Origin of the sequence: Amycolatopsis umgeniensis, from assembly GCF_014205155.1 — a bacterium.
Classification (GTDB): Bacteria; Actinomycetota; Actinomycetes; order Mycobacteriales; family Pseudonocardiaceae; genus Amycolatopsis; species Amycolatopsis umgeniensis.
On the sequence record NZ_JACHMX010000001.1, the window covers coordinates 1,485,433 to 1,509,873 of the forward strand.

A 24,441-nucleotide genomic window follows, 5' to 3' on the forward strand; every position below is an offset into this window, starting at 1 on the left:
AGCCGATGATCACCCGCTTGGCGCCCCTGCGGGTGCCCGCAGGGGCGCCCGGTGCCGGGTCAGCTCACCGTCACGGTCGCGAGCGCGGGGTTCTGGCCGGGGTCGATGCCGCACGGCAGATCGAACGTGCCGAGGTCCGTCGGCGTGCCGTCCGCCCGCCTCGGCGTGACCTTCCCGGTGAAGGTGCCGCCCACGGCGAAGGCGACCGAACCGGGCTTCTTCACGGTGAGCCCGGGGATCGGGCCGGTGATGGCGAGCGCCAGCGGGCCGTCCTGCGGTACGGCGGTGACCGGGAAACCCAGGCCGTTGAGCGTGACACCGAGTTCGGTGCCGTTGTAGTCGACGTCGACGTTCGCCGACGCGGTTCCTTCGATGGTCGCCGCGCCGATCAGGTTCAGCGCGGTGACGCTGTCCCCTTCGAGGGAAACGGCCACGGAAAAGCCGGTGACGTCGATCGGGGATCCGGCGGTCACCGTTTCGGGGAAGGTCGCGGTCACTTTCGCGGCGACCTGCTGTGCGCCGATGAGCGGCATTTCGCAGGTGAAGGTCAGATCCTTGACCACCGGCCCGGCGAGCGGAGCGGCGGAAACGGCACCGGACGGCAGCGTGACCGCCGCTCCGGCGATGACCAGCGCGGTCGCGATCCGGACAACGGGTCTCAAAGAAGAAAAGCGCGCCATGGAAATCCTCCGACGGGGAATTCGGGAAAGGAATGACGAAATCCGGGAAAACGTTACGACCAACCGAACCGGTCAACAACACACCAACTCGGTGGTATCGATTCAGCCGGATTGTTCTTGTCATTCGAGGACGATTCCAGGGCAGCGTTCTTGCCAGATCGGTAATCGTCGGTTCAGCTCAGCGCGTCCAGTCCTTCTTGCCAGCGTCGCCGCCGCTCGGCGGAATCCTGTTCCCACCAGGGAGTGCCGCGTTCGCCCAAGGCGACCTTCGCGAGGTGCACCCGCGAGCGGGCGTCTCGTTCCGCCTCGGTGTCCTGACCACGGCGGGCGGCCCCGACGTCGCGCCGGGCACGCATCAGCAGGCTGCGGAGCCGGGCCGCTGCTTCCTCCGGGATTTCGGGATCGGTCGCCCGCCAGCGCCGTCCGTCGATCACGACGAAGTGCCCGTCCGGCGTCCTGTCCGGCTCAGCCTCTGCGGTCAACGCGATCCTCGCCTGGTCCGCACCGGGGCCGTCACCGTCCCGGATCCGCTCCAGTTCTCGCCGCGGGCAGGCAGATCGGTCATCGGACCAGGGTCGCACCGATCGGCCCTCCCCGCTCGGCGTGCAGGCCTCCCGCGAGTTCGTGCAGGAAACGGCCAGCGTGACGCGCTCGCCCGGCGCGACCAGCGGCGGCTCGGCCGGTTTGAAGGTCAGCCCGCCCCTGTTCAGCCGGGCGAGACTGAACGTGCCGACGACCTTGGTGCCGTGCCGGATCTGGATCTGCCCGGCGTCCGCGCGGGGATTGCGCAGCAGCACCGAAGTGACCTGGTACCGCGGGCCGGGCGGGACGACATAGGAGAACAGCTGGGGCCCGCCGCCCACGTTGGGATAGGCCTCGGCGGCGATGGGGAACGTGGCCGTACCCGGTGAGCCGGATCCCGTACCGTCCGCCCCGTCGGTGCCATCGGCCGACGAGTCCGTCGCGGCGGCCGCTGCGGTCGAGCTCGCCGCGGTGCTTTGACTCGCGGAAGTGCTCGGTGGGGCCGAGGAGGACGTCGGCGAGGCTGACGGGGTGGTGCTGCCCGGCGGCGACGTGGTCGCGATCGAGACCGGGCGTTGCCGCGGCGATCTCGATCGGGTCGGCGTCCGGCGCGCGCACCTGGACCGTGAACGGCAGCTGCCGGTTCTGCCCCTTCCAGAAGCACCTCTTCGGCCGGGCGACGATCCGGATGAAATTCGCGGCGCCGGGTTCCAGCACCGGGCTGTGCGGGCGCAGCCGGAAGGACAGTTTGGCGTCCGGGTCGCTCGCGGTGATCTCCACCGGATGCGGCTGGTTCCCCAGGTTGTCCACGGCGAGCGTGTGCTTGCGCCGTACTGGCGGGCTGGCTCCTCGCCGTCGGCAAGCTGCGGGCCGGGTTGCTGACGGTTTTGCGGACCAGGGTGACGCCGTGTCCGCGAGTGGCCGTGGTGGTTCCGGAGCCGCCCGCGTCGGTCGAGCTGCGCTGCCTGGGCAGCCACACCCTGACGGTGTCCGGGAGCGACGTCGACCTGAGCGGCCTGCGCGCCCAAGCCCGCCGGCTCCGGCGTCCTCCGTCACGGCAACGCCTACCTGTTGCACCTGCCGCCCGGCAGCCTCGTGGACGTGGTCGACTTCGCCGACACCGTCCGGCAATGGCGGATGGCGCGGCAAAGCGGGGACTCCGTGGCCGTCACGCGTCTCGGGCACCGGATCCTCGATCTGTACCGGGGCGAACTGCTCACCGAAGAAGGCCCCGCCGAGTGGATCCTCGCCAAACGCGAGGCCGTCCGGGGAGAAGCCGCGAGCGCGGCCGCGGCCAGGGCCGAGCAGACATACCGGGCACTGCTGGCTTAGACAGCTGTTCGAGTTCGTTTACTCTTGTGAATTTCGGACAGAAGACCGGACATTTCTCGCCCATCCTCCAACCTCGGCCGCACACTCGTCGGGCAGTGTGTTTCTTTCCCCCGGCCTTGGAGGATTACCATGCGTCGAAGAATCGCCCTGGCACTCGGCGGCGCCGCCGTCCTGACCGCGAGCCTCACTTCCGCCGCCCTCGCCCCCGTCGCGCTGGCGTCCCCCGGACTGATCACCGCCATGCAGCGAGATCTGGGACTCACCGCCGCACAGGCGGAAACCCGGCTGACCCAGGAAATGACCGCCTCACGCGTGATGCCCGCCGCCCAGCAGGCCGCCGGTGCGGCGTTCGGCGGAGCCTGGTTCGACCCGGCGCGCGGCAAACTCGTCGTCGGGGTGACCGACCCCGCGGCGGCGTCCGCCGTCCGGCAGGCAGGTGCCGAACCCGCCACCGTCGCGATCAGCGCGACGAAACTCGACGCGGCGAAGGCCGAAATCGACTTGTCGGCCAAGACGCGGCCCGCCCCCGCGGCCGTCAGCGGCTGGCGCGCCGACCCGCGCAGCGGGAGTGTCGTGGTCGCCGTGCAGCCGGGCGCGCACGGCTCCGACATCGATGACTTCCTGGCCAGGGCAAGGAAAGCCGGCCCGGTCACCGTGGTCTCCGCGCCGAAGGCCGAACCGTTCGCGGCGGGCACCGTCGGCGGCGACCCGTACTACATCAACGGGAACACCCGCTGCTCGATCGGGTTCTCCGTCAACGGCGGGTTCGTCAGCGCCGGGCACTGCGGCGGCTCCGGCAGCTCCGTCGTCGGCTGGGACGGCTCGGCGATGGGCAGCTTCGCCGGTTCTTCCTTCCCCGGCAACGACTACGCGTTCATCCGGATCGGCAACGGCTGGTGGACCGCGCCGGTCGTCCTCGGCTGGGGCACGGTGAGCGACGCGCTCGTCCGCGGATCGTGGGTCGCCCCCGTCGGCACCTCGGTGTGCCGGTCCGGCTCGACGACGCATTGGCACTGCGGCACCGTGCTGGGACACAACGAGACCGTCAACTACTCGCAAGGCGCGGTCCACCAGATGACGCGCACCAACGTCTGCGCGGAACCCGGCGACTCCGGCGGCTCCTTCATCACCGGCGACCAGGCACAGGGCGTCACCTCCGGCGGCTGGGGGAACTGCGGTTCCGGCGGCGAAACCTGGTTCCAGCCGGTGAACGAGATCCTGCAGACCTACGGTTTGTCACTCGTCACCGCGTGACCTGCCCAGACGGGTCGTGAGTGGTGAGGGGCGGTTTTAACCGTCCCTCACCACTCACGATGGCGGGAAGCGCGTCGAGACTGTGCCGCACGGCCTCGGCGCCATACTCGAACATCTGCCGCTCGTAGTCACCGACAGCGTCGAGGAGGCCCTTGCGCCCCTCCGCCGCCTCGATCAGGCGGCGGCGCAACAGATCGGCGTCACGCAAGGCCGTGTTCGCGCCGTTGCCGCCGGTCGGCGAGGTGGCGTGGATCGCGTCGCCGAGCAGCGTGACCGGACCCGGTGCCCACCGCTCGCGGGGTTCGACCACGCGGATGGACAGGAGGGTGCTGTTGTCCGGATCGGACTGCTCGACGAGCGCCCGGAGATCGGGATGCCAACCGTCCATTCTGGACAATGCGGCCTCCTGCGGGGTCGACGTGCCGAGCGAGCCGTCCGGCAGGATCATCGCCCAGCGCACATAGTCACGGACGTCGGGAAGGGTCACCTCGGGCGCCAGTTCCTCGGCCGCCTCCTTCGGCGGGGTACGGAAACGCATCGCTCCGAGCAGCAGGCTCACCCCGTTCCCGGCGATCTTCGAGCCGAAGGCCTGCTTCAACCCGGCGAAGCGTTCGGTCAGCGGTGTGCGGCCGATGACGAACCGGACGCCGGTGTCGGTCGGGGTGGTCAGTGGTGACAACGTCGCGCGGACCGCGGAGCCGACCCCGTCCGCCCCGACCAGCAGGTCCGCGATCACCGGGTCACCGTGCGCGAACCGGGCGGAGACCTTGCCGTCGGGCAGCACGTCGTAGCCGGTCAGCCCGGAGCCGGTGCGCACCGTGAGCCCGGTCAGCAGCAGATGCCGGAGCACGTGCCTGTCGACCACGGTCCCGGCCCTGCCTGGGCCGAGTTCGCCGATCCGGTTCAGCCGCGGGTCCAAGATCAGCCGCTCGCCATAGGCGTCACCGACGATCGCGTCCAGCAGCGGATGCCAGCGCGACGGCAGGCAACCACGCACCGCTTCGAGCCCCGCCGGATTCAGCACGAGCCGATAGCCCTGGAACCGCGCGGTGATCGCCGGATCCCGCTCGTACACCTCGGCCTCGATGCCGGCGCCGCGCAAGCCTTGCGCCAGGCACAGGCCGCCCAGGCCCGCTCCGGCGACGGAAACTCGCATCACACACCTCCGCACAGTGGCGAACTAAGTTCGCCTCCAACGAACTAAGTTCTACTTGGCGAACTAAGTTCGTGTCAAGCTAGAGTGACCGGCATGCCTTCCGATCCCCGGGAACGTCGAGCAGCCCGTCACGCCCAGCCCACCGGGGACCCCACGACGTCGCCGCCGCGCAAGGAGCCCATCACGGTCGAGCGGATCACCGACGCCGCGCTCCAGGTCGTGGCCACCGAGGGGTACGAAGCCCTGACCATCCGCCGGGTCGCGGCGGTGCTCGGCTCCGGGCCTTCGTCGCTGTACGCGCATATCGTCAACAAGGACGACATCGACGATCTGCTCGTCGGGCGGCTCTACTCCGAGGTCGTGCTCCCCGAACCGGATCCGGCGCGGTGGCGGCGGCAGATCCGTGACGTCTACACCCAGATCCGCGACCAGTACCTGAAATACCCCGGTGTCTCCCGCGCCGTACTGGGCACGGTGCCCACCAACCTTCACACGCTGCAAGTACGCGAAGGTCTCCTGACGATCCTGCTCGCCGGCGGAGTCGAGCCGCAGACCGCCGCCTGGACACTCGACGCCTTGTCCCTCTACGTGAGCGCCTACGCCCTGGAGCAGTCGCTCGTCCAACAGCGGCGGAAGAGCCCCGACCAGGAATGGGTTCTCAGCCGCGAGGAGTTGCTGAGCCGGTTCGCCGCGCTGCCTGCCGACGCCTTCCCGCAGACCCGGCGCCACGCCGCCGAGCTGACCTCCGGCACCGGGCACGACCGGTTCGACTTCACCCTCGGCCTGATCATGGACAGCCTCGCTGGGCCCTAGGCGGTGTCCTGTGAGTCTGGTCGATGGGCTTCGTGATCCAGGTGGTCCCTGGCGGTGCGGGCGGATCGCCCTCGTACCGGGTCGTACTCGGGCGCATCCGCCCGTGCCGTCAGGGACCACCTGGGCGCGAAGACCGCGACCAGACTCACAGGACACCGCCTAGCCGGCATCTCAGTAGAACCCGGTCGGGAGCTCCACTTCGAGCCCCATGATCGTCGCGGCTGGCCTGCGCCGGGGCCGCCAGCCCGCGGCCGTGACGTCGAACAACTCGGCGCTGAGAACCTTGCGCTGCGCCGAAGTCACCGAATGCCAGCGCATCTTGAACGCGGGGCGGACCGGCGCGATGAAGGGCCTGACCGGTTCGTGGGCGCGGTCGAACGCGACCTGGAAGTTCCGGTCCGGCACGTAGCTCAGTTCCAGGTCTATCAAGGGCCGCGGTCCCCCGGTCCGATGGTGGCACCGCGCGAGGATCCGGGAGATCTCGTCGAGCGTCAGCCGCACCGCGCCGGGGACTTGACCCTGCCAGCTGCCCAGGAACGGCGCGTTCAGTGACCGTGCCGTGAGCTCGTCGGGCAGCACGATCGCCGCCCGGACCGCGATTCCGGTGAGCTCCACATGGAGCCGCGTCCATCGGCTGTCGGTGTCGAGGAAGAACCGCGGCGGCGGCACCGAGGTGTCGGTGCCGAGCCGGATCCGCTCCTTGACCGCCACGAACGGGTGGTCCGAGGATTCGGGATCCGTTCCGTGACGGCTGTTCCCGCGGTCCGGCAGGACGAGTACGAACTCGAGGCGATCGCCGGTGAGCTTCACTCCGGCCGGGAACAGCGAGCCGAGACCTCCCAAGAGCGCCGAACCGGCGACGAGTGCGTGGTAGCTGGACGCGCCTCCGGTCATCGCCGGCTCCCTCCGATCCGGGTGGTCGCCGCCGCGGCCGCACTCGTCGTCAGACGTGCAGCTCCGTTTCGATCCGCTTCAGGTAGTGCCGCGCCAGCGCGAGATTCGCCTGTTCCCGGTCCAGCACCAGGTACAGGAAGAGCGAATTCCGGGCGTTCACGGAATCCAGCAAGCGGATCAGGTGATACTGGCGGTGCAGTGTGATGAGGATGTCCTCGATACTGTCGTTGAGCGCGAGCGCGGACATCACCCGGAGTTTCGACCTGACGACATCGGTGTTCCCCGCCGCCGCGACCTCCAGGTTGAGCCATTCACCGCCTCCGCTGGTTCCGAGCGACATCCCGCTTTCGTAATCGACCAACGCGACACCGACGGCTCCGGCGATCGACATGGATTCCTTCAGTGCGTTTTCGATGTTCATCAAACTCCACTTCTTCGGTTCGATCGGCGATCGATCGCTATGCGGTCAGGATCGAGCTGATCCGGTCGATGACCGGGCGGCATTCGAAGAGAAGGCGGCCGACATTCAACTCCCTGTCGCCCATGATGACCATGAGTGCCATCCGGTCGATGGCGTATACGGCCATGTAGCCGTCACTGCTGAACACCACGGTCTGCCTGAGCGTGCCCTTTCCGGTCACTTCGGCGGCCTGACGCGCGATCCCGAGATTCGCGGCGGCGAGTGCGGAGACCTCCGCGGGGTCGATACTCTTGGCCGCGTCGGCGACGATGGGTATTCCGTCCACCGCGGCTATCACCGTGTCGGTCACTCCTGCGACGTTGTCCCGCAGAGTCCGCAACTCGACGATCAGCGCATCGAAATCCACTACTCTTACTTCCTGTTTCAAAGGCATGAACAGACCGGACTTGGCGGGATTTTCTCGACCGCGATGGACCGTACCACCGGGATTAGTCCCCATCTATCCGTATTCCCGACCCGATACGGGTATCACGCGATCGGCTCAAACACTTTCCGTATACGCGCCAGGTCCGCCCGCCGCCCGTAGCGACGCCACCCGATTCCGGGCCGGTACGCGATTCCCCGACGATCCGGGAAAGGCAGCGGCCCGATTACCAATCGGCCAGCCGTGGCGTCAAGGCGTCCTCGAGCGCCTGCTGCCGCCTGGCATCCGGGTTCCGGTATTCCTTGACCATGTCGTCGGTGGTCAGATAGTCGTCAGGTCTGTGCGACGGCCCGACGGCGGTCAGCAACGTGGTCGCCGGGTACTCGATTTCGAAGGGGCCGCACATACCGGATTTCGTCTCTTTGTAGAAGCGGGTGATCGCCAGCCCGTTGCTCACCGCCGCTTTCGCCCCGAGATGCACGGTCAGCACCTGACCCGCTTCCGCCTGCCAGCCCTTCTTCCACATCGGGGCCGCGAGAACCGGGACGAGGAGATGGGTGATCCCGACCGAGATGAGATGGTGGCGTCGCGCCGGGCGCGTGAAGTCCTCGCACACCTGGACGGCGAATCGCCCCGCACGGGACTCGAGCACGGTGATCAGGGAATCGTGGGAGATGAGTTCGTCCCGTTTGACCCCGCCGAGTTCGACCTCGTACTCCTTCTGCTTCCCCACCGTGAAGCAGAATCCCGACATCTTGTCCTGGGTGAGCATCGGCTCGATCCAGCCGTTCCGGTGCACGAGGACGGCACGGTTCGGCGGACGGCGGCCCGCCGGGGGCGGGCCCGCCCCGGTCACCGGGCCGGTTCCCAGCAGGAGCCAGGTGAGCGAGCTTTCGTCAGGCCTCGGCGTGGCCCTGAGCAGCTCACGCCATCGCTCGAGGAGGCTGTCGTCCAGGCAGCCCTCAGGGAGGACAGCCAATACGGCCCCGCTCTTGTCGAGAACGTTCAGCGCCTTCGCGATGCGCTCGTCGAGTCGCGCGCTGTCGGGCGCGACGGTGTAGAAACGGCCACCGGGATGGTCCGATTCCCACCGCAGGTCGGCCGCGTCGGCCAGCAGCGGCAGTTGCGCGATCTTGAGCGGCCGCTTCGACGGGAGTTCGTCGAACGGGCCGCGCCGGTCCGACAGCGGCAGGTCGCGGACGGCGGAGACCCGGGAGATCTGCAGGTTCGCGCTGACATACGGCGGAATACGCAGCAGCTGGAAGAAATCGTCGATCTCTTCCGCGTCCACGTTCGGACGGAACGGGGAGGTGCGGCGAGGCAACAGGATGCCTCCGGTCTCCTCGTTGAGCCTGCCGTTCATCTCCAGCCGCACCTGGAGGTAGTCGAGTGCCCTGGAGTTCAGGTGGGACGTGTCGGAGTTCGCGTCGAGAAGCGCTAGGTCCAGGCCGAGCAGGACGCCGAAGCTCGTCGCGTCGTCCGGAGAATCGGAGATCCACTCCCCGGAGAGAAAACCCGTCGTCCGCACCTCTTTCCGGACGGCTTCCTTGATGGTCCGCACCCTGGCGAGTAACGACCAGTCACTGAGCGTGTCCCCGGGCACCTTCTTGAGCTCGTCGTAGAGGTTGACGAACGCGTCGGCGGGATCCATACTTAACACTTCCTTGATTCTGGAGGTGGGGAGCCCATGCCCGCACTGGCCACGACACCGGCAGGCACGAGTCCTGCGCCCGAAAGCACCGCCGAAGACGCCGAGGGGGTGGCTCGGGGCCTCGACGCTTGGGCGTCGAAGCTGAAAGAAGAGACAGGCGAAGGAAAGGTGCTCGGCGACCACGCGGCTGTCGACCGTTGGGCGGCGGCGGTGGGCAGGTGGCTGGTCGACGCCACCCTGCTCGCGGACATCCCGTCACTGCGATCGGCGCTGCGCGCCTTCCAGGAGGCGGGGATGCGACTGCAACCCGGTGGCCACACGATGCGCCTGGAGGCCGTCGTCACGAGTCTGGCCGAGGTGGCACAAGCCGCACTCGACAGGGCGGAGCAGGCAACACTCGCCGACACCTTGGACCCGAAGTCGTGGGCGGCCAAGATGCTCCTGCTGGCACACCGCGAACCACACATCACCAGCTCGGACGTCTGTTCCCGGCTCGGAGTCCACGAAGCACAGATCAGCCGCAGCGGAAAGATGCTCATGGAACGCGGCCTGGTCGTCAAAACCCGGCTCGGCCGGTCGAAGGGCTGGTACGCCACTCCCCGAGGCGAAGCCGTGGCCAAACAGCTCGCGGATCGAGGGAACGAATAGCCGCGGTTCGGCGACCGCGACCGTTGTTCCCCGCCACTGTCGAGAATCGCGATTCTCATCCCACCCTCCGGCCGCCGCTCCTGTTCTAGTCGTCGGCGGCCGGTCAATGGTTACGCATGGCAAGGCCGTGGAGAAATCTTTTATTCCAGGTTGTGGCCGAAGAGGAATGGCGTCCAACGCCGATTCGACGCTTTCCTTGAGGGAAATATCGAAACTGTCAGGTGTCGACCATGCCCGCGATCCGGCGCGGAGTCGTGAACAACCGGTCCAGCGCCGACTGGCTTTCGTCGTCCGCGGCGCGGTAGATCACCAGCAGCTGATCCGGATCTTGAAGTGGTGTGAGCACTTCGAACCACACCTCGACCGGGCCGGCCTCGGGATGCCGCATCACCTTGCGCCCGCGACCGTTGACCTTGACGTCACGTTCGGCCCACAACCGCGCGAATTCCTCGTCGGTGGTGAATTCGGCGATGAGATCGGTCAACTCCTGATCGTCCGGATGCGCGGCCCAAGCGGCGCGCAGATGGGCGATCCCCTCGCGCACGACACGTTCGCGATCCGCGTAGAACTCGCGGATCTCCGGATGTTTGAGGCACAACCACATCGAATTGCGCCGCGAGGGCGGCAAAGTACCGAAATCGACCAGGAGCCTCGCCATTTCGTCGTTCCACGCGAGGATGTCGTAGCGGTGGTTCAGCAGCATGGCGGGCAAAGGCGACAGATCGGCGACCAACCGGGCCAACGGCGCCGCCGCGGTGGTGGCGAGTTTGTCGGCGTTGCGGGGACGCTGCCTGGTCAGGTCGAAGAGATAGGCGCGTTCGTCGGGGGCCAAGCGCAACGCTCCCGCCAGCGCCTCGACCACGTCCACCGAAGGCCGCAGCCCACGGGCCTGCTCGAGCCGCACGATGTAGTCGATGCTGACCCCCGCCAGTTCGGCGACCTCTTCGCGGCGTAGTCCCGGGGTCCGCCGGGACCGGCGGCGCGACGGCAGGCCGAAATCGTCCGGGTCCAGGCGTTCGCGCCGGCTCCGCAGGAACGCGGCCAGCTCCTGTGTCGTGTCCACGGTGCGGGTCGTCATGCCCCGTCCAACAGCCTGGGTAGGACTGGTGTTCCCAGGATCTTTCCTCCCTTACCCCCTGCTCGCGGCGGTCGCAGACTCGATCTCGACACGGATCACGAACACAGGAGGACAAGATGTCGCTCACCCTCGACACCTACCGGCTGCTGGGCCGGTCCGGGCTGCGGGTGTCCCCGCTGGCACTGGGCGCGGCGACCTTCGGCACCGAATGGGGCTGGGGCGCCGAGCGGGACGAGGCACGCAAGCTGTTCGACCGTTACGTCGAGGACGGCGGCAACTTCATCGACACCGCCGGCACCTACACCGACGGCAGCTCCGAGCGGCTGCTGGGCGAATTCACCCGCGACAACCGCGAAAGCCTCGTGCTGGCGACGAAGTACACGACGCTGCGCCGTCCCGGCGACCCGAATTCCGGAGGCGGGCAGCGCAAAAACCTGTTCGCGTCGGTGGAATCCAGCCTGCGGCGCCTGAACACGGACTACCTCGATCTGCTTTACCTGCACGTGTGGGATTTCACGACGCCCGTCGAAGAGATCCTGCGCGGGATGGACGATCTGGTCCGGCAGGGCAAGGTCCTGTACGTGGCGATCTCCAACGCCCCGGCTTGGGAGGTGTCCCGGATGCAGGCGATCGCCGATCTGCGCGGCTGGTCACCGCTGGTCGCCCTGCAGATCGAGTACAACCTGATCGAGCGCACGGGGGAACGTGACCTGATCCCCATGGCGCGCGAGATGGGGCTGGGGGTGGTCCCGTGGTCGCCGCTGGCGGGCGGGGTGCTCACCGGTAAGTACAGCCGCGACGACATGACCCCGGCGGACGACGGTACCCGCAAGAACTTCAACCTCGCCTTGGGCACGCTCACCGAGCGAAACCTCGCCATCGTGGATGTCGTCAAGGAGGTCGCCGCGGAACTCGGCCGCAGTCCCGCCCAGATCGGACTGGCCTGGACCCTGCGGAACCCGGGCGTGACGGCACCGATCATCGGCGCCCGTACGCCCGCTCAACTGGAGGACAACCTGGGCGCTCTCGAAGTCGACTTCACCGCTTCGCAACTGGCCCGCCTGGACGACGCCAGCGCGATCGATCTCGGCTTCCCGCACGAAATGCTCGCCCGCGACACGATCCTCGCGCTGACGCGCGGCGACATGACGATCGAAGCGCGCCGCTGAACCCGAGTACATGCGGCCAGGGTGCCGCTTTTCCCCAGCCGACGGGAACAGTTCCCCTACCTGCCGGGAAAGATCCGAACCTAGCCTTTGGGGCACCGGTCGGCCATCTCGGCAACGCTCGCCGTCCCTCCCATGGACTGGGCCCGCGCCGGTGCTTTTCGTGAACCGCCGCGGGTATCCGACAATGGAGGTGGCTGTGTGACTGACCAAGAAATCGACATCGCCCAATGCGGCCGAGGCCAGGCCGAGCGCGCGATGACGGGCACGGCGGCATGACCGGCGACACGAGGACCGGCGTCTTCGCGGTACTGCGGTCGACTCCCGCCCCCGTCAGGTACCTGCTCGCCGGAATGCTGGTCAACCAGCTGGGCGCGTTCGTCCAGACCTTCCTGATCCTGTACCTGACGTTCCGGGGCACCTCGGTCGGCTTCGCGGGGGTCTGCCTCGCCGCGTACAGCGTCGGGGCGATCTTCGGCGCCATGCTGGGCGGCGAACTGACCCACCGGTTCGGCGGCCGCGCGACGATCGTGACGGTGATGACGTGCGCGGCACCGCTCGTCGCGTCGATCCCGCTGGTCTGGGACAAACCTCCGGTGCTGCTCGCGGTGATCGCGCTGTCCGGGCTGTCGATCCAGGCGTACCGGCCTGCGGCGGCGGTGCTGCTGGCCGAGTTCATGCCGGAACAGCACAAGGTCATGGGTTTCTCGATGATGCGCATCGCGCTGAACATCGGCGCCGCCGTGGCACCGCTGATCGCCGCCGTGGTCATCCAGGTGAACTGGGACCTGCTGTTCTGGCTGGACGGCGCGACCGCGGGCCTGTGGGCGTTGCTGGCGTTCGTGTTGCTGCCGAAGCGCATCGCGACCCGTCACGAGACCGAACCCGACGGCACGACCACGCCGGCCATGAGCGCCCGCGAGGCGTACGGGAAGCTGATCCGGGACAACCGGTTCCTGTGCTATCTGGTGGCGGGCGTGTTCGGCATGATGATCTATGCCGGGTCGATCGCGGTGCTGCCGTTGAACATCGTCGCCGCCGGCTATCCGGTGGGCCTGTACAGCACGGTGCTCGTGATCTCGTCGGTGGTGCTGATCACCTGTGAACTGAAGATCACCACCTATATCGTCCGGATCCCGAAATACCTCGCCGGTCTGTTCGGCAATCTGGTCAGCGCGGTGGCGTTCACGCTCTACGGGCTGATCGCGCAGCATCCGTTCTTCGTCGTCGCCGGCGCGTTGCTGGCGGTATCCGGCCTGATGATCCACGGACCGAGCACGGCCGCCCATCCGGCGACTTTCCCGGTCGCGGTGAGAAGCCGCTACATCGCGACGAAGGAAACGTTGTCCGGTGTGGCCGCGACCTTGGGCCCGATCCTGGGACTGTACGTCTGGAGCAGATTCGGCGGTCCGACGTTCTGGGTCTTCTGCGCGGTGTTGTCCGTCATCGCCGGATCGATGCACATCTACGGCCTCAGGCAGCCCCCCGCGCCGGTTCCCGTGGCCGAACTCGAGCCGGAAGTCGTGGGAGAGCGACCATGAACGATTCCAATGCCAACGGTGTCCTGCTGGTCATCGGCAGCGGCCTGAAGCTGTATCGCGAATACCTGGTCTCGTCCATCCACCGGTGCGCCCGCGCGGCCGGGATCGGCCTGGTGTTGCTGAACAATCTCAAACCCACCTGGCAGCACGCCTATTTCGACGAGATCGTCCACACCGACGTGTTCGACGCGGACGAGATGCTCGCCTCCGCCCGCGAAGTCGCCGGTCGGCACCAGATCGTCGGGCTGATGTGCTGGGACGAACCGGTCGTGCTCGCGGCGGGCGAGCTCGCCGCCGAACTCGGGGTACCCGGGTTGAGCGTCGACGGCGTCCGCGGCTGCCGCGACAAGAACCGCACCCGCACCGTGTTGACCGCCGAAGGCCTGCTGCAACCGGGCTATGCCTTGACCACCGGCCTCGACGAGGCGCGTGCCGCGGCCGCCCGGATCGGCTACCCGGTGGTGCTCAAGCCGAGGGCGATGGGCGCGAGCATCGGCGTGGTGTACGCCGCCGACGAGTCCGAAGTGGACGCCGCGTTCGGTGTCGCCATGGGCGCGGCCACCGTCGACCAGAGCCGCTACGGCGGGGGCGCGATCGTGGAAGGCTACGTCACCGGGCCGGAGATCAGCGTCGACGCCGCCGTGCACAAGGGCGAGTACCTGCCGATGTTCGTGGCCCGCAAGGAAACCGGAGACCAGCCGTACTTCGAGGAGACCGGGCACGTCGTCGACGCGGACGATCCGCTGCTGCACGACACCGAACTGATGGACGTCCTGGCCAGGGCGCACCGCGCGCTCGGCGTCGAGGACGGCATCACCCACTCCGAGGTCCGGCTGACCGACCGCGGCCCGCTGATCATCGAGATCAACGGCCGCCTCGGCGGCGACCTGATCCCGTTCCTCGGCAGGACGGCCACCGGTATCGACCCCGGCGAGATCCTGTTCGCCGTCGCGACCGGGCACCGGCCGGTCGTCGCCCCGACCCGGCGCGTGGTCGCCGGGATCCGGTTCGGCTACCCGGATCGAGACTGCCTCGTCCATGAGGTCACGGTCCCGGCCGACGCTCCGGGACTGGTCCTCGCCTCACCGATGATCGACCCGGGGACCACCCTGCGGCTGCCGCCCGGCGGCTACCTTGCCCGGCACTCGTTCGTGGTGTGCGAGGCCGAAGACCGTGAAACCTGTGCCCAGCGACTGGATTCGGCCGCCGCCATGGTGCGGATCGACGCCGATCCGGTGGACCCACCAGAACCCGGTACCGCGTTCGAGATGCCTGCCGGGCTGCTCGACGTCGACGAACACGAGGGAGTTTCCGCATGACCATGACCGAGCCCGTCCGCACCGATGTGCCGCTGACCGGCGCGCAGATCCTCGCGAACGCGAAAGCACTCGCGCCGATCCTGCGCGAGCGGGCCGCGGAGATCGAGAAGAACCGGAGCCTGCCCGCGGACGTGGTCCAGCTGTTGCGCGACGCCGGAGTTTTCCGGATCGGCTTCAGCAGGGACTGGGGCGGCCCGCATATGACCTCGATGGAGCAGACCGAAGTGATCGAGGCGCTCTCCTACGGCGACGCGTCCGTCGGCTGGTGCGCCAAACTCGGCTCGGACATCGGGTTGCACGCCAACTTCCTCGACCAGGACGAGGCACGCCGGATGTTCACCAGCCTCGACATGCACTCCGCGGGGGTGCTCCCGGTGACGGGGCACGCGGAGCGGGTTCCCGGCGGCTACCGCCTCACCGGCCGGTGGGGTTTCGGCAGCGGTTCGACCCACGCCGACTGGGTGGCCTCCGGGGCCATGGTGTTCGAGAACGGCGAGCCCTACGCCAGCCCGGACGGCAGCAACCCGCACGAGTCGCGCCTGTTCATGGTGCCCGCCGACCAGATCGAATCGGTCGACAACTGGTACACCCTCGGCCTGTGCGGTTCCGGCAGCAGCGACTACACGATCACCGACGTGTTCGTCCCGGAGAACCACTCGCTGACCTTCGACAACCCGAAGGTCCCCAATGGACCGCACGTGCAGCCGGACGTGATCCAGCGCAGCATGTGCGGGGTCCCGCTCGGCGTGGCGAGGGCCGCGCTGGACTACGTCCGCGGTCTCACCATGGAACGGGTCGACATGCTGAAGGGTTCGCCCTGGCGGATGAGCGGCGTCGCCTGGAAGGACAACGAGCACATCCAGATCACGCTGGCCGAATGCGAGGCCGACTACAGCACGACGCGGGCCGGTGTGTACCAGGCGCTGGAGCGGCAGTGGGAGGTCACCGCCGACGGGATCGGCACGCTGGACGATCTCACCCCCGACGAGCGGGTCGCGCCCGCTTTGACCGGCTGGCAGGCGTTCCAGATGTCCAAGCGGGTCGTGCAGCGGCTCTGCGATCTGCTCGGCACCGCGGCGATCAGATCGGGCGACCCGATGAACCGGTGGCTCCGGGACTCGATGACCATGGCCATGCACCCGACCGCGAGGGACCGCGTCACCCAGACGGTGGGCGCGCATCTGGTCGGTGCCAAGCCTTCCATGCGGTTCATGCTCGGCATCGTGGACAAGCCCAAGACCGAGTCCGAGCCCGATGAGTGAGCGGCCCATCCTGATCGTCGGGTTCGTGACGCCGGTGCTAATGGCACTGACCGGCACCGAACCCGACGGTTCGGTCGTCCTCGTCGAAGAGCCGGACGTGATCCGCAAGCGGGACCTGCGGGCGAAGCTCGCCGGGTCCACCTTGGTCCGTGAGCTCATCGAATGGGAGCACGCCAGTCCCGGCACGGCCGACGAGTTCTACGCCACCCACCGCGACCTCGACCCGGTCGCGGTGGTCCCGCTGATCGAGTACGCCACCCCGTTCGCCGCCCGGCTCGCCGAACGCTACGGCCTGCCGGGCGCGAGCCTCGGCGCCGCGCAGATCCTGCGGGACAAGGCCTTGCTGCGCAAGGTCAGCGCGGCCGCCGGGCTGGCCAATCCGGAGAGCGCCACCGTGACCAGCCCGGCGGAGGTGCTGGCGTTCATGGGTGCCCATCCCGGCCCGGTGGTGCTCAAACCGGCCAACCGGCAGGCCGCGGTCGGCACGCGGATCATCCAAGACCCCGCCGAGGTCGAACAGGCCTGGAAGAGCTGCGTCGAGCAGGACGAGGGCATCTTCGTACCCGACCGGCCGATGCCGTTGTCCATGCTGGTCGAGCGCTACGTGCACGGACCCGAGTACAGCGTCGAGATGCTCGTCCGCGGCGGACGGCGTTTGTTCGCCAACGTCACCGGCAAACAGCTCTATCCCGGCCCGCGGCCGGTGGAGCTGGCGCATGTCGTCCCGGCCGACATCCCCGACGAACTCACCGAGACACTGGCGGAAAAGACTTGTCAGGTCGTCGCGGCCGTCGGGTTCGCCGACGGCATCCTGCACTGCGAGTGGATCGTGTCCGACGGCGTGCCGTATCTGGTGGAATGCGCCGGCCGGATCGCCGGGGACGGCATCATGGAGATCATCGACCGCGCCTACTCGATGCGGCTGCTGCGCTCGTACTTCGTGATGATGCGCGGCGAACCGCTGCCCGAACTGCCTCGCCGCGCCACGGGCGGCGCCGCCGTCCGGTTCGTCCCGATGGAACCGGGCGTGATCGACGCCGTGCTGGGGCTCGAGGACGCCCGTCAGGCGGAAGGCGTCTTCCTGGTGGACATCATGGTCGAACCCGGACACCGGTTCACCGAGCTGCGCAGCTCGTGGGACCGGACGGGTCTGGTGATGGCCGTCGCGGACAGCCCGGCCGAAGCCTTGCGACGGGCAGAGAAGGCCGCGGGCCTGATCCGCATCGAGGTCAGTCCCTAGCGTTGCCCTCGCGTGAAGGCCCCCTTCCCTCGGCTGAGCCGAGGGAAGGGGGCCTTCACGCGCTTGCAGCGTTCAGCGGCGCAGCCGTCGAACCGCGGCCGCGGCGACCGCCGAGAGCGCGGTCGCGGCCGAGTACTTCAGGATCCGGTGCTGCCGGGTGGCCCGGTGCAGCGCCTTGGCATACGGGACGGTGGTGTTGGTGACCATCGCGTGAAGAGGCATCCAACGGTGGCGCAGCACCTTCTCGAGCACGCTGTCGCAGGCTCGTTCCAGGCGGACCGCCGGCGAGCGCACGGTGTCGCGGAGTTCGGCGAAGTTGCGGTGGGACATGGTCGCCAGGGCGTCGGTGTTCGGCTTGCGGCGGGAGTAGTACCTCGTCAGCGCCGACGAGGTGCTGTTCGGATGGTGCGCGAGGCTCTCCGTCAGCTCCAGCGCGTCCTCGAAGGCCGAGTTCATTCCCTGCGCCAGGAACGGATAGACGGCGTGGCAGGCGTCCCCGATCAGCACCACCTTGCCCTCGTAGGTCCACGGCGCCGTGCTGACGGTGACGAGGTTGAAGGTGGGCTGCCGCAGGAACGTCTCACCCAGATCCGGAACCAGCGAAAGGACGTCGGGGAAGTGTTTGCGGAACAAGGATTCCACGTCCGCCGCCGTCCGCAGTGAGTCGAAACCGTGCGTGCCGTGGAACGGGAGGACGCAAGAGCAGGTGAAGGAACCGTCGCGGTTGGGGTGGGCGAACATCATGATGTCGCCGCGGGGCCAGAGGTGGAAGACGTCGTCCGCCATCCGGTGCGTGCCGTCGGCGGCCGCCGGGATGTGGAGTTCGCGCCAGCCCCAGTCGAGGTAGCTCTGCGAGAACTCCGCGCGCTGCTCGTGGTGCATGAACCGGCGGACGGCCGAGAACGCGCCGTCCGCGCCCACCACGACATCCGGTTTCACCACGAGCGCCTGCCCCTTCGCGTCCACAAAGGACGCCGACGGCAGATCACGGTCCACGCCCGTGCATCGCATGTCGAACACGAACCGCACGCCGGGCACCCGGCTGGCCTCCTCCACCAGCAGCGCGCTCAGGTCCTGGCGCTGGATGGCCAGGATGCCGCCCTCGCCGTACGCCGAGAACCGCAGTCCACCGTCGGTGTTGTGCAGCATCCGCCCCTGCATCGGCACGACGAGCCGTCGTACCTCTTCCGACAACCCCAGGTGGTCCAACGCCGCGAGACCGCGCCGGGAAAGCCCGAGATTCATGGACGTCACCGCGCTGGCCGTCTCGCGGGGGTCCGGCCTGCGGTCGTACACCGTCACCACATGCCCTTGCCTGCCCAGCGAAAGCGCCAGGAAAGCGCCGGCCATACCGGCGCCCACGATCGTGAACTCCACTATTCACTCCCCTTGTTCACGCACTGACCTCCATGACAGCGCCGAGGATTTCCTTGGCGACGAGTGGCGCGGTACCGAATCCGGATCCGCCGCAGGCGGGACGGGACCACACCGACGGACGGATCCGGCCGAGCATCGGGCCGCCGTCGACGGGATCGGCCGCGTAGTGGCACTCCCGTACGGCCTCGACGGCGTAGTCCGCGGCGCCGGTGAGGATCGGCTCGGCGAGCAACCGGTCGGCCCACGGTTCGAAATCCGGATCCGTGGTGTTCGCGACCTTCCGGCACACCGCGTCCGAGCTGATCTTGAGCAGGGTGCCCGCGCCGGGCGGCAGCAGCCAGGCCGTTCCGTCACCGATCCGGCCGACTCCCGGGGCCGAAGCCCACCAGCCGGCCAGATCCCGTGGCGGGCGCAGGTAGATCATGGTCTGGCGATACAGCACGACAGGCTGCTCGACCAGTTCGCCGTTCCAGGGTCCGGCCGCGACGAGCACGAGATCCGCGCCCACCGTCGAGCCTCCGGCCAAGGTCACCCGGTGGTCGTCGACGCCGTCGACAGCGCATCGCGGCCGCAACGTCACCGAGGGATGCGCCGCGAGCCATTCGGCCGCCGCGCGCAGGAACCGGTCTGCCAGCAGCACTCCCGCGCCCGCGTCGAGCACGCCGCCGGTCCCGGCGGGAAACACCACGGGCGTAAGGACTTCCGGCGAGACGGCGACAGCGGCCAGCCCGGCTTGGCCCGCGGTGTCCAGTGCCGGCTCGAGTTCGTCCCGGGTGCACGCGGTGACCACGCCGACACGTCGGAACAACGTGGTCCGCAACAACGACTCCAGCTCCAGCCACCGCCGACGGGCGTCGGCCATCCGCCGCGTGCCCTCGAGATCGCCCGGACGCAGCACCCGCAAGGCCCGATGCTGATCGGACGAGGTCGACGCGGGGTTCGGGATGGGACCGCGGTCGAGCACGGTGACACGGTGACCCGCGAGCGCGCACTCGATCGCGGTCACCAGCCCGGTCACCCCGGCACCGACGACGGCGACCGAAGCCATCAGCCGACCGCCCCGGCCAGCCGTGGCAGCCTCTTGGGGATGACCGTGTCCGCGTCCACCGGCCCGGGCAACGTCGTGTCGGACAGCGCGCCCGCGGCGAGATCGATCAGGATCGGGGCGGCGCAGCGCAGGAAGACGTCCACCTGGTGACAGAGGTCGCCCGCGGTCTCGGCGGTCACCGCGGCGGCCAGCCGGTCCAGGCGTCCGAGCTGCTCGGCGAGGGTCGACGCCACGGCCGTGAGGCTGAACCTCGGGAGTTCGTAGCCGTCGGCGAACCGCTCGGTCATCCGCACCGCCGTCCGCCTGGCGTCCTCGGAAACCGCCAGCGGACCGCGGTCCACCCATTCGTCGACCGCCGCCGCGACCCGGTTCCACGGTCCGGTCAGCCGGGTCTCGCTGACCCGGAGCAGTGCCTCATGGGTGAAGTCGGTGCGCTGGTACTCGGGACTGGTGGCGCACAGGTGGAAGCGGATGAGATCGCGCGGTACCTCGGCGGCCAGCTCCCGACCGGACACGACGTGGCCGCGACTGGTGGAGAACTTCTCGTTGGCCAGCTCGTAGAACTCGTTGGTGATGTACTGCGCCGGCAGCACGTGACCGCCGATCGCGGTGAGCATCGCCGTACCCACGACCGCGAACGGATACGTCGCGTCGAGGCCGAGGAAGTACACCACGGTCGAACCCGAGTCCGCGTGCCACAGCTCGTCGTCGGCGGCCAGTACCGCGCCGTGCTTTTCGGCGGCGAGGGCGGTGGTGAACATGCTCCACGGCATGCCCTCCATATGCGGGTAGATCACCTGCCCTGGCACCTCGGGAAACGGCGCCGGGATACCCCACGACGTCGGCTGGGTGATCGGGAAGTCCGGCAGGGGCCCCGCCAGCGCGGACTCGACGAGCTGGGCCATGCCGGGACGCATCGGGATCCGGGCGAAATACGCCTCGAGCTCCGCGCGATACCGCTCCACCGGGAAGACGAGGATGTCCGCCTCGCGGTAGTCCAGCGGCTCGTCCGGGCGCAGGGTCGAACGCGGGCCGATCAGGTCGCCGGGCGCGACAGGCAGGCCGCAGCTCTCGCAGATCCCCGCGTATCCGTCGGCAAGGCAGAACGGGCAGCCGCCGGTGACGTAGGCGTCCATGAGGTATTCGCCGGTGCTCGGCAGGTAGGGGAACCGGACCGTCCGCAGCTCCAGCCTGCCCATGGCGTGCAGGCGGTCGTAGAAGTCCATGACCAGCTTGGTGAACCGGTCTCCGATACAGCCGAACCCGTCGACCTCGATGCCCACCGTGGTCAAGGTCTGTCGGACCTGCTCCGCGGAGCGCTCCCGCAGCTCTTCCGGGGCCACGCCGAGGCGTTCGGCCGCGGTGACGATGTAGTTCTGGGTGAAGTGCATTCCGGTGCCGTAGAGGGCTTCCCGGCCGGCGGCGCGGGCGTACCGGGTGCAGACGTCCGCGGCCAGGAACGGGCCGGCGAGGTGGCCGAGGTGCAGGTCGCCGTTCGCCGTCGGTGCCGGCGAGATCACCACCAGCCGGTTCATCAGGCGGTCCTCGACTCGCCGGCGCCGCGGCGGGCGAGGAGGTCGCTGACGATGTCACGGGATCGGTGGGCCAGCACGCTGATCAACGAGTCGGCGATGCCGTGCGTGGCCTCGTTGACGCCCTGCAGGTACACCGCGCCCCACGCGGAATCGCCGAGGTCGACCCGGTAGCAGCGGCTGACCGAGATCTCGGAAAGGCCGACGCGCTCGGCCAGGTCGCGCACCATCGCGGGCATCCGCTGATCGAAGCCGGTGCCGAGCAGCACCAGATCACAGTGCAACGGCTCCACCTTGCCGCTGGTCCGGTCGCGCAGATCGAGGACGACCTCGTCGTCGGAGACCCTGGCCCCGACCACTTCGGTCAGCGTCCGCACCTGCGAGCGCTGCACACCGAGACCACGCTGCTGATAAAGCGTGGTGTACAGGTGATCGAGGAACGGCGGGGCCGCGCCCGCGTAGTTGGTCAGCCGCATCTCTTCCAGCATCTGCTCCCGGACCTCGGTCGGGCTGTCGTAGAACCGGTCGACGAAGGAGGGGAAGAACAGTTCGTTGACGAACTTGCTGGTCTGATAGTTCTGCGGGCCCACCGACCGCACGATCATGGTCCGGGTGCTGTTGGGCAGATTGTCGTGCAGCGCCATGAACATCTCAGCCGCGCTCTGCGCTCCGCCCACGACGACGGCGCGCAGCGGGGCGTCCGCGGGCAGTTCCGCGATCCGGCGCCGGTACTGGGCGCTGTGGATGAGGCGGTCGGACGGCAGGTCGGCGAAGACGTCCGGCACGTTCGCGTCCCGGCCGCCGCCCACGACGAGGTCGCGGCAGAGGATCGTGTCCCCGCTGGTGAGCTTGGCCGTCCAGCCGGTGATCGACCCGTCGGCGTCGCGCGCGGGCTCGATGCTCTGGACCCTGGCGTCGTACTGGATGCGGACCTTGTCCAGCGACCGCGCCACCCACTGCAGATAGTCGGAGAACTCCCAGCGGAACGGGTGGAACGTGCCCAGGTTGACGAACTCGTCGAGCCGGTTCTGATCGTGCAGGAAGTTGAGGAACGAGAACTTGCTGCGCGGATTGCGCAGGGTCACCAGATCCTTGAGGAAGGAAACCTGGCTGCGCGCCCACGGCATCAGCAGATCGCGTTGCCACTTGATGTCCGGACTCTGCTCCAGCAGCAGCGTCTGCTCGGCCAGCTCCGGGTTCCCGGACTCCTCGATGGCCACCGCGAGCGCCAGGTTCGCCGGTCCCGCCCCGATCGCCAGCAAACCCACCTGTATTTCAGTCACAGATACACCCCGTTCGTCCAGAATAGGATGCCGACACTAAGGACCGGCATTTCCCCGACGATAGGGACGGCTTTCCCGGGGCCCGGGGAATCTCGCCGAGCCATCCCCGAAGTTCCCGGCCATCGGGAAGATCTCCCCTTTCCCAGGGAAGAACAATGGGCACCAGGTGCCCCGAGGCGGCCGAATGGGCCAACCCGCCTGCCCTATCGAACCCGCTCGCCGGAAGGATTCCTTGATCCTCGCCCGCGATACAGTGAGGGACGGTGATGTCACCGGGCACAGCCGAACGCGATCACACTGTCTGCTGGTTCTTCCCTATTGATCGGACGCTTACCTCCCGCCGGAAAATTGATTGCGATCAATTGCCCATAACAGTCGTATGGATCCGTTCGATACCTACTACATACACTCTTCTCGCGGCCGGAAGTCCCATCCCCGGCGCGGTCGAGCGCGCACCTTCATCGCACTTCACTGAACGGAGCCGATCAGGCAGGCTCAGTAGCGGCAGGCATAAGGGGAAAGATGAATCATCACGCCAGTATCGGTAACACCGCTCGTTTGTGGCCGGCCGAACGTCGTGACCAGCGGCGCACCGCGAGCCTGTTACCCGATCACAGCACGACAGAGGAAAGCAACGGTCGCGCTTGGGTGACCGTACTGCTCGCCGACAGCCAGCCCGCGGTGCGCTACGGGGTCAGATCCGCGCTCGAAGACGTCGGCGGCATCGCCATCGTCGGCGAGGCGGCCACGGCGAACGCGACGATCGCGGAGACCTTCCGGCACCAACCGGACGTGCTGGTCGTCGATCCGCAGCTCGGCGAGTTCGCGACCGTCGACATCATCAGCCGGGTGGCGCGAATCGCGCCGGACACCAGGGTTCTCGTACTGAGCGCGGTCGACGACGACACCTCCATCAGGTCGGCGCTCCACGCCGGCGCGCGCGGGTATCTGGTCAAGGGCGCCGATCTGGACCAGGTCGTCCGCGGCGTGCAGGTGGTGGCGGCGGGGGAAGCGATCGTCGGGAAGACGATCGCCGGGCGGTTCGGCGCCTTGATGCGGTCGGCGGCCGGTCCGGAGCCCTACCCGTTCCCCCGGTTGACGACCAGGGAACGGGAAGTGCTCGACCGGATCGCCGCGGGCAAGTCGAACTCGGCCATCGCGCGCGAGCTCGCACTCGCGCCGAAGACCATCAGCAACCGTGTTTCCGCGGTCTTCGGCAAACTCGGCGTAGCCGATCGCGCACAGGCGATAGTGCTGGCGCGGGACGCGGGCCTCGGCCGCGGCTGATTCACCGGTAATCGGGAATAGTTCCCCTGTTGCCGGGAAGCGGGCCAAGAATAACCTCGGTCAGCACCGGACACCCGACAAGAAAAGCATGCTGATCGGAGTGGGATGTGACTGACCGAGACCAAGCTGTCGTGGACATCCGCAGGCTCGAACACGAGAACCTGACGCGAGCCTACGGATTGGACATGAAGCTGCTTTATCCGTGGAACGGTATGACGGCACCGTTTCGAGGAGCTTGGTGCGTGCTGCGTCCTGGCGACGTATCGGTGGCCCACGCTCATCACGAGCACGAGATCTTCATCGGAATGACCGGAAGCGCGAAGGTGGTCACCGGTGAACAGCGGCACGAGTTCACGGCCGGGGACCTCGTATTCCTGAAACCGGAGATCGAACACTACCTCGTCAACGACAATGACGAGGACTTCGCCTACTACGCGATCTGGTGGGATCGCGCGATGTCGGACGAGTTCGTCGCGCACGAGATCGACCGGGCCGAGTCCCATGATTAATTAC

General features: G+C 68.2%; 24 protein-coding genes. 12 read left to right on the forward strand and 12 right to left on the reverse strand.

Annotated elements, in window-relative coordinates; all coding sequences use genetic code 11:
- Positions 1 to 59: 59 nt before the first annotated feature.
- Together HDA45_RS06335 and HDA45_RS42310 are read right to left on the reverse strand one after the other, a co-directional pair.
- Complete coding sequence (locus HDA45_RS06335; protein ID WP_184892755.1) at positions 60 to 680, reverse strand: DUF6801 domain-containing protein; 621 nt, start codon at positions 678 to 680, stop codon at positions 60 to 62.
- A 173-nt stretch (positions 681 to 853) separates the two neighbouring features.
- Positions 854 to 1,543 (reverse strand): hypothetical protein, encoded by a 690-nt coding sequence (locus tag HDA45_RS42310; RefSeq protein ID WP_246480629.1) that lies wholly within the window; start codon positions 1,541 to 1,543, stop codon positions 854 to 856.
- Positions 1,544 to 1,691: 148 nt separating this feature from the next.
- On the opposite strand from HDA45_RS42310, the gene HDA45_RS06345 reads away from it, so the two are divergent.
- The 3 genes from HDA45_RS06345 to HDA45_RS06355 all read left to right on the forward strand — a co-directional run bounded on the left by HDA45_RS06345 (position 1,692) and on the right by HDA45_RS06355 (position 3,788).
- Positions 1,692 to 2,084, forward strand: coding sequence for a hypothetical protein (locus HDA45_RS06345; RefSeq protein ID WP_184892757.1), 393 nt, complete (start codon positions 1,692 to 1,694; stop codon positions 2,082 to 2,084).
- 219 nt (positions 2,085 to 2,303) lie between these two features.
- Positions 2,304 to 2,534 (forward strand): hypothetical protein, encoded by a 231-nt coding sequence (locus HDA45_RS06350; protein ID WP_184892759.1) that lies wholly within the window; start codon positions 2,304 to 2,306, stop codon positions 2,532 to 2,534.
- A 129-nt stretch (positions 2,535 to 2,663) separates the two neighbouring features.
- Positions 2,664 to 3,788 (forward strand): S1 family peptidase, encoded by a 1,125-nt coding sequence (locus HDA45_RS06355; RefSeq protein WP_184892761.1) that lies wholly within the window; start codon positions 2,664 to 2,666, stop codon positions 3,786 to 3,788.
- Here HDA45_RS06355 and HDA45_RS06360 read toward each other — a convergent pair.
- Positions 3,778 to 4,944, reverse strand: coding sequence for an FAD-dependent oxidoreductase (locus tag HDA45_RS06360; protein ID WP_184892763.1), 1,167 nt, complete (start codon positions 4,942 to 4,944; stop codon positions 3,778 to 3,780). The two genes, HDA45_RS06355 and HDA45_RS06360, sit on opposite strands and share 11 nt — an antisense overlap.
- 84 nt (positions 4,945 to 5,028) lie before the next feature.
- Between HDA45_RS06360 and HDA45_RS06365 the strand changes: the two genes are divergently transcribed.
- Positions 5,029 to 5,757, forward strand: a complete 729-nt coding sequence (locus tag HDA45_RS06365) for a TetR/AcrR family transcriptional regulator (RefSeq protein WP_343071998.1) — start codon at positions 5,029 to 5,031, stop codon at positions 5,755 to 5,757.
- 171 nt (positions 5,758 to 5,928) lie between these two features.
- On the opposite strand, the gene HDA45_RS06370 is transcribed toward HDA45_RS06365, so the two are convergent.
- From HDA45_RS06370 to HDA45_RS06385, 4 genes are all read right to left on the reverse strand, one after another.
- Entirely contained in the window at positions 5,929 to 6,651 is a 723-nt protein-coding gene (locus HDA45_RS06370) for a hypothetical protein (RefSeq protein ID WP_184892768.1), read from the reverse strand.
- Positions 6,652 to 6,700: 49 nt separating this feature from the next.
- A complete protein-coding gene (locus tag HDA45_RS06375) occupies positions 6,701 to 7,072 on the reverse strand; it encodes a hypothetical protein (RefSeq protein WP_184892770.1) in 372 nt (123 codons plus the stop codon).
- 37 nt (positions 7,073 to 7,109) lie between these two features.
- A complete protein-coding gene (locus HDA45_RS06380) occupies positions 7,110 to 7,571 on the reverse strand; it encodes a roadblock/LC7 domain-containing protein (protein WP_246480630.1) in 462 nt (153 codons plus the stop codon).
- Between the two features lie 151 nt (positions 7,572 to 7,722).
- The gene (locus HDA45_RS06385; protein WP_184892772.1) at positions 7,723 to 9,147 is read right to left on the reverse strand and encodes a carbon-nitrogen hydrolase family protein; all 1,425 of its coding nucleotides are present in this window, start codon (positions 9,145 to 9,147) and stop codon (positions 7,723 to 7,725) included.
- 36 nt (positions 9,148 to 9,183) lie between these two features.
- Here HDA45_RS06385 and HDA45_RS06390 point away from each other — a divergent pair, with 36 nt between their 5' ends.
- Entirely contained in the window at positions 9,184 to 9,795 is a 612-nt protein-coding gene (locus HDA45_RS06390) for a helix-turn-helix domain-containing protein (protein WP_184892775.1), read from the forward strand.
- 217 nt (positions 9,796 to 10,012) lie between these two features.
- On the opposite strand, the gene HDA45_RS06395 is transcribed toward HDA45_RS06390, so the two are convergent.
- Positions 10,013 to 10,873 (reverse strand): helix-turn-helix transcriptional regulator, encoded by an 861-nt coding sequence (locus tag HDA45_RS06395; RefSeq protein WP_184892777.1) that lies wholly within the window; start codon positions 10,871 to 10,873, stop codon positions 10,013 to 10,015.
- A 116-nt stretch (positions 10,874 to 10,989) separates the two neighbouring features.
- Between HDA45_RS06395 and HDA45_RS06400 the strand changes: the two genes are divergently transcribed.
- The 5 genes from HDA45_RS06400 (at position 10,990) to HDA45_RS06420 (ending at position 17,401) form a co-directional block, all read left to right on the forward strand.
- Positions 10,990 to 12,042, forward strand: a complete 1,053-nt coding sequence (locus HDA45_RS06400; RefSeq protein WP_184892779.1) for an aldo/keto reductase — start codon at positions 10,990 to 10,992, stop codon at positions 12,040 to 12,042.
- Positions 12,043 to 12,314: 272 nt separating this feature from the next.
- Positions 12,315 to 13,580, forward strand: a complete 1,266-nt coding sequence (locus HDA45_RS06405; protein WP_184892781.1) for an MFS transporter — start codon at positions 12,315 to 12,317, stop codon at positions 13,578 to 13,580.
- The gene (locus HDA45_RS06410; RefSeq protein ID WP_184892784.1) at positions 13,577 to 14,899 is read left to right on the forward strand and encodes an ATP-grasp domain-containing protein; all 1,323 of its coding nucleotides are present in this window, start codon (positions 13,577 to 13,579) and stop codon (positions 14,897 to 14,899) included. The genes HDA45_RS06405 and HDA45_RS06410 overlap by 4 nt, the downstream gene beginning before the upstream one ends.
- Positions 14,896 to 16,161 (forward strand): acyl-CoA dehydrogenase family protein, encoded by a 1,266-nt coding sequence (locus tag HDA45_RS06415; protein WP_184892786.1) that lies wholly within the window; start codon positions 14,896 to 14,898, stop codon positions 16,159 to 16,161. The genes HDA45_RS06410 and HDA45_RS06415 overlap by 4 nt, the downstream gene beginning before the upstream one ends.
- Positions 16,154 to 17,401 carry an ATP-grasp domain-containing protein gene (locus HDA45_RS06420; protein WP_184892788.1) on the forward strand — a complete coding sequence of 416 codons (1,248 nt, stop codon included), beginning with the start codon at positions 16,154 to 16,156 and terminating at the stop codon, positions 17,399 to 17,401. Before HDA45_RS06415 ends, HDA45_RS06420 begins: the two co-directional genes overlap by 8 nt.
- Positions 17,402 to 17,473: 72 nt before the next feature.
- Here the strand turns inward: HDA45_RS06420 and HDA45_RS06425 are convergent, their stop codons facing one another.
- From HDA45_RS06425 to HDA45_RS06440, 4 genes are read right to left on the reverse strand one after another with little or no spacing between them, the layout of a single operon-like run.
- Entirely contained in the window at positions 17,474 to 18,778 is a 1,305-nt protein-coding gene (locus HDA45_RS06425) for an FAD-dependent oxidoreductase (RefSeq protein ID WP_184892790.1), read from the reverse strand.
- 16 nt (positions 18,779 to 18,794) lie between these two features.
- Complete coding sequence (locus HDA45_RS06430; RefSeq protein WP_184892792.1) at positions 18,795 to 19,826, reverse strand: NAD(P)/FAD-dependent oxidoreductase; 1,032 nt, start codon at positions 19,824 to 19,826, stop codon at positions 18,795 to 18,797.
- The gene (locus HDA45_RS06435) at positions 19,826 to 21,361 is read right to left on the reverse strand and encodes a class I tRNA ligase family protein (protein WP_184892794.1); all 1,536 of its coding nucleotides are present in this window, start codon (positions 21,359 to 21,361) and stop codon (positions 19,826 to 19,828) included. Before HDA45_RS06435 ends, HDA45_RS06430 begins: the two co-directional genes overlap by 1 nt.
- Positions 21,361 to 22,641 (reverse strand): SidA/IucD/PvdA family monooxygenase, encoded by a 1,281-nt coding sequence (locus HDA45_RS06440; RefSeq protein WP_184892796.1) that lies wholly within the window; start codon positions 22,639 to 22,641, stop codon positions 21,361 to 21,363. Before HDA45_RS06440 ends, HDA45_RS06435 begins: the two co-directional genes overlap by 1 nt.
- A 648-nt stretch (positions 22,642 to 23,289) precedes the next feature.
- Here HDA45_RS06440 and HDA45_RS06445 point away from each other — a divergent pair.
- Positions 23,290 to 23,928, forward strand: coding sequence for a LuxR C-terminal-related transcriptional regulator (locus HDA45_RS06445; protein ID WP_343071999.1), 639 nt, complete (start codon positions 23,290 to 23,292; stop codon positions 23,926 to 23,928).
- Between the two features lie 212 nt (positions 23,929 to 24,140).
- A complete protein-coding gene (locus HDA45_RS06450; RefSeq protein ID WP_246481129.1) occupies positions 24,141 to 24,437 on the forward strand; it encodes a cupin domain-containing protein in 297 nt (98 codons plus the stop codon).
- Positions 24,438 to 24,441 lie beyond the last annotated feature (4 nt).

Excerpts from the sequence above, each read along its gene's own strand:
- HDA45_RS06385 (WP_184892772.1), bottom strand. The coding sequence starts at position 9,147 with ATGGATCCCGCCGACGCGTTCGTCAACCTCTACGACGAGCTCAAGAAG.
- HDA45_RS06400 (WP_184892779.1), top strand. The coding sequence starts at position 10,990 with ATGTCGCTCACCCTCGACACCTACCGGCTGCTGGGCCGGTCCGGGCTG.
- HDA45_RS06420 (WP_184892788.1), top strand. The coding sequence starts at position 16,154 with ATGAGTGAGCGGCCCATCCTGATCGTCGGGTTCGTGACGCCGGTGCTA.
- HDA45_RS06335 (WP_184892755.1), bottom strand. The coding sequence starts at position 680 with ATGGCGCGCTTTTCTTCTTTGAGACCCGTTGTCCGGATCGCGACCGCG.
- HDA45_RS06355 (WP_184892761.1), top strand. The coding sequence starts at position 2,664 with ATGCGTCGAAGAATCGCCCTGGCACTCGGCGGCGCCGCCGTCCTGACC.
- HDA45_RS06390 (WP_184892775.1), top strand. The coding sequence starts at position 9,184 with ATGCCCGCACTGGCCACGACACCGGCAGGCACGAGTCCTGCGCCCGAA.
- HDA45_RS06415 (WP_184892786.1), top strand. The coding sequence starts at position 14,896 with ATGACCATGACCGAGCCCGTCCGCACCGATGTGCCGCTGACCGGCGCG.
- HDA45_RS06380 (WP_246480630.1), bottom strand. The coding sequence starts at position 7,571 with ATGGGGACTAATCCCGGTGGTACGGTCCATCGCGGTCGAGAAAATCCC.
- HDA45_RS06410 (WP_184892784.1), top strand. The coding sequence starts at position 13,577 with ATGAACGATTCCAATGCCAACGGTGTCCTGCTGGTCATCGGCAGCGGC.
- HDA45_RS06370 (WP_184892768.1), bottom strand. The coding sequence starts at position 6,651 with ATGACCGGAGGCGCGTCCAGCTACCACGCACTCGTCGCCGGTTCGGCG.
- HDA45_RS06360 (WP_184892763.1), bottom strand. The coding sequence starts at position 4,944 with ATGCGAGTTTCCGTCGCCGGAGCGGGCCTGGGCGGCCTGTGCCTGGCG.
- HDA45_RS06430 (WP_184892792.1), bottom strand. The coding sequence starts at position 19,826 with ATGGCTTCGGTCGCCGTCGTCGGTGCCGGGGTGACCGGGCTGGTGACC.
- HDA45_RS06435 (WP_184892794.1), bottom strand. The coding sequence starts at position 21,361 with ATGAACCGGCTGGTGGTGATCTCGCCGGCACCGACGGCGAACGGCGAC.
- HDA45_RS06405 (WP_184892781.1), top strand. The coding sequence starts at position 12,315 with ATGACCGGCGACACGAGGACCGGCGTCTTCGCGGTACTGCGGTCGACT.
- HDA45_RS06450 (WP_246481129.1), top strand. The coding sequence starts at position 24,141 with ATGACGGCACCGTTTCGAGGAGCTTGGTGCGTGCTGCGTCCTGGCGAC.
- HDA45_RS06375 (WP_184892770.1), bottom strand. The coding sequence starts at position 7,072 with ATGAACATCGAAAACGCACTGAAGGAATCCATGTCGATCGCCGGAGCC.
- HDA45_RS06395 (WP_184892777.1), bottom strand. The coding sequence starts at position 10,873 with ATGACGACCCGCACCGTGGACACGACACAGGAGCTGGCCGCGTTCCTG.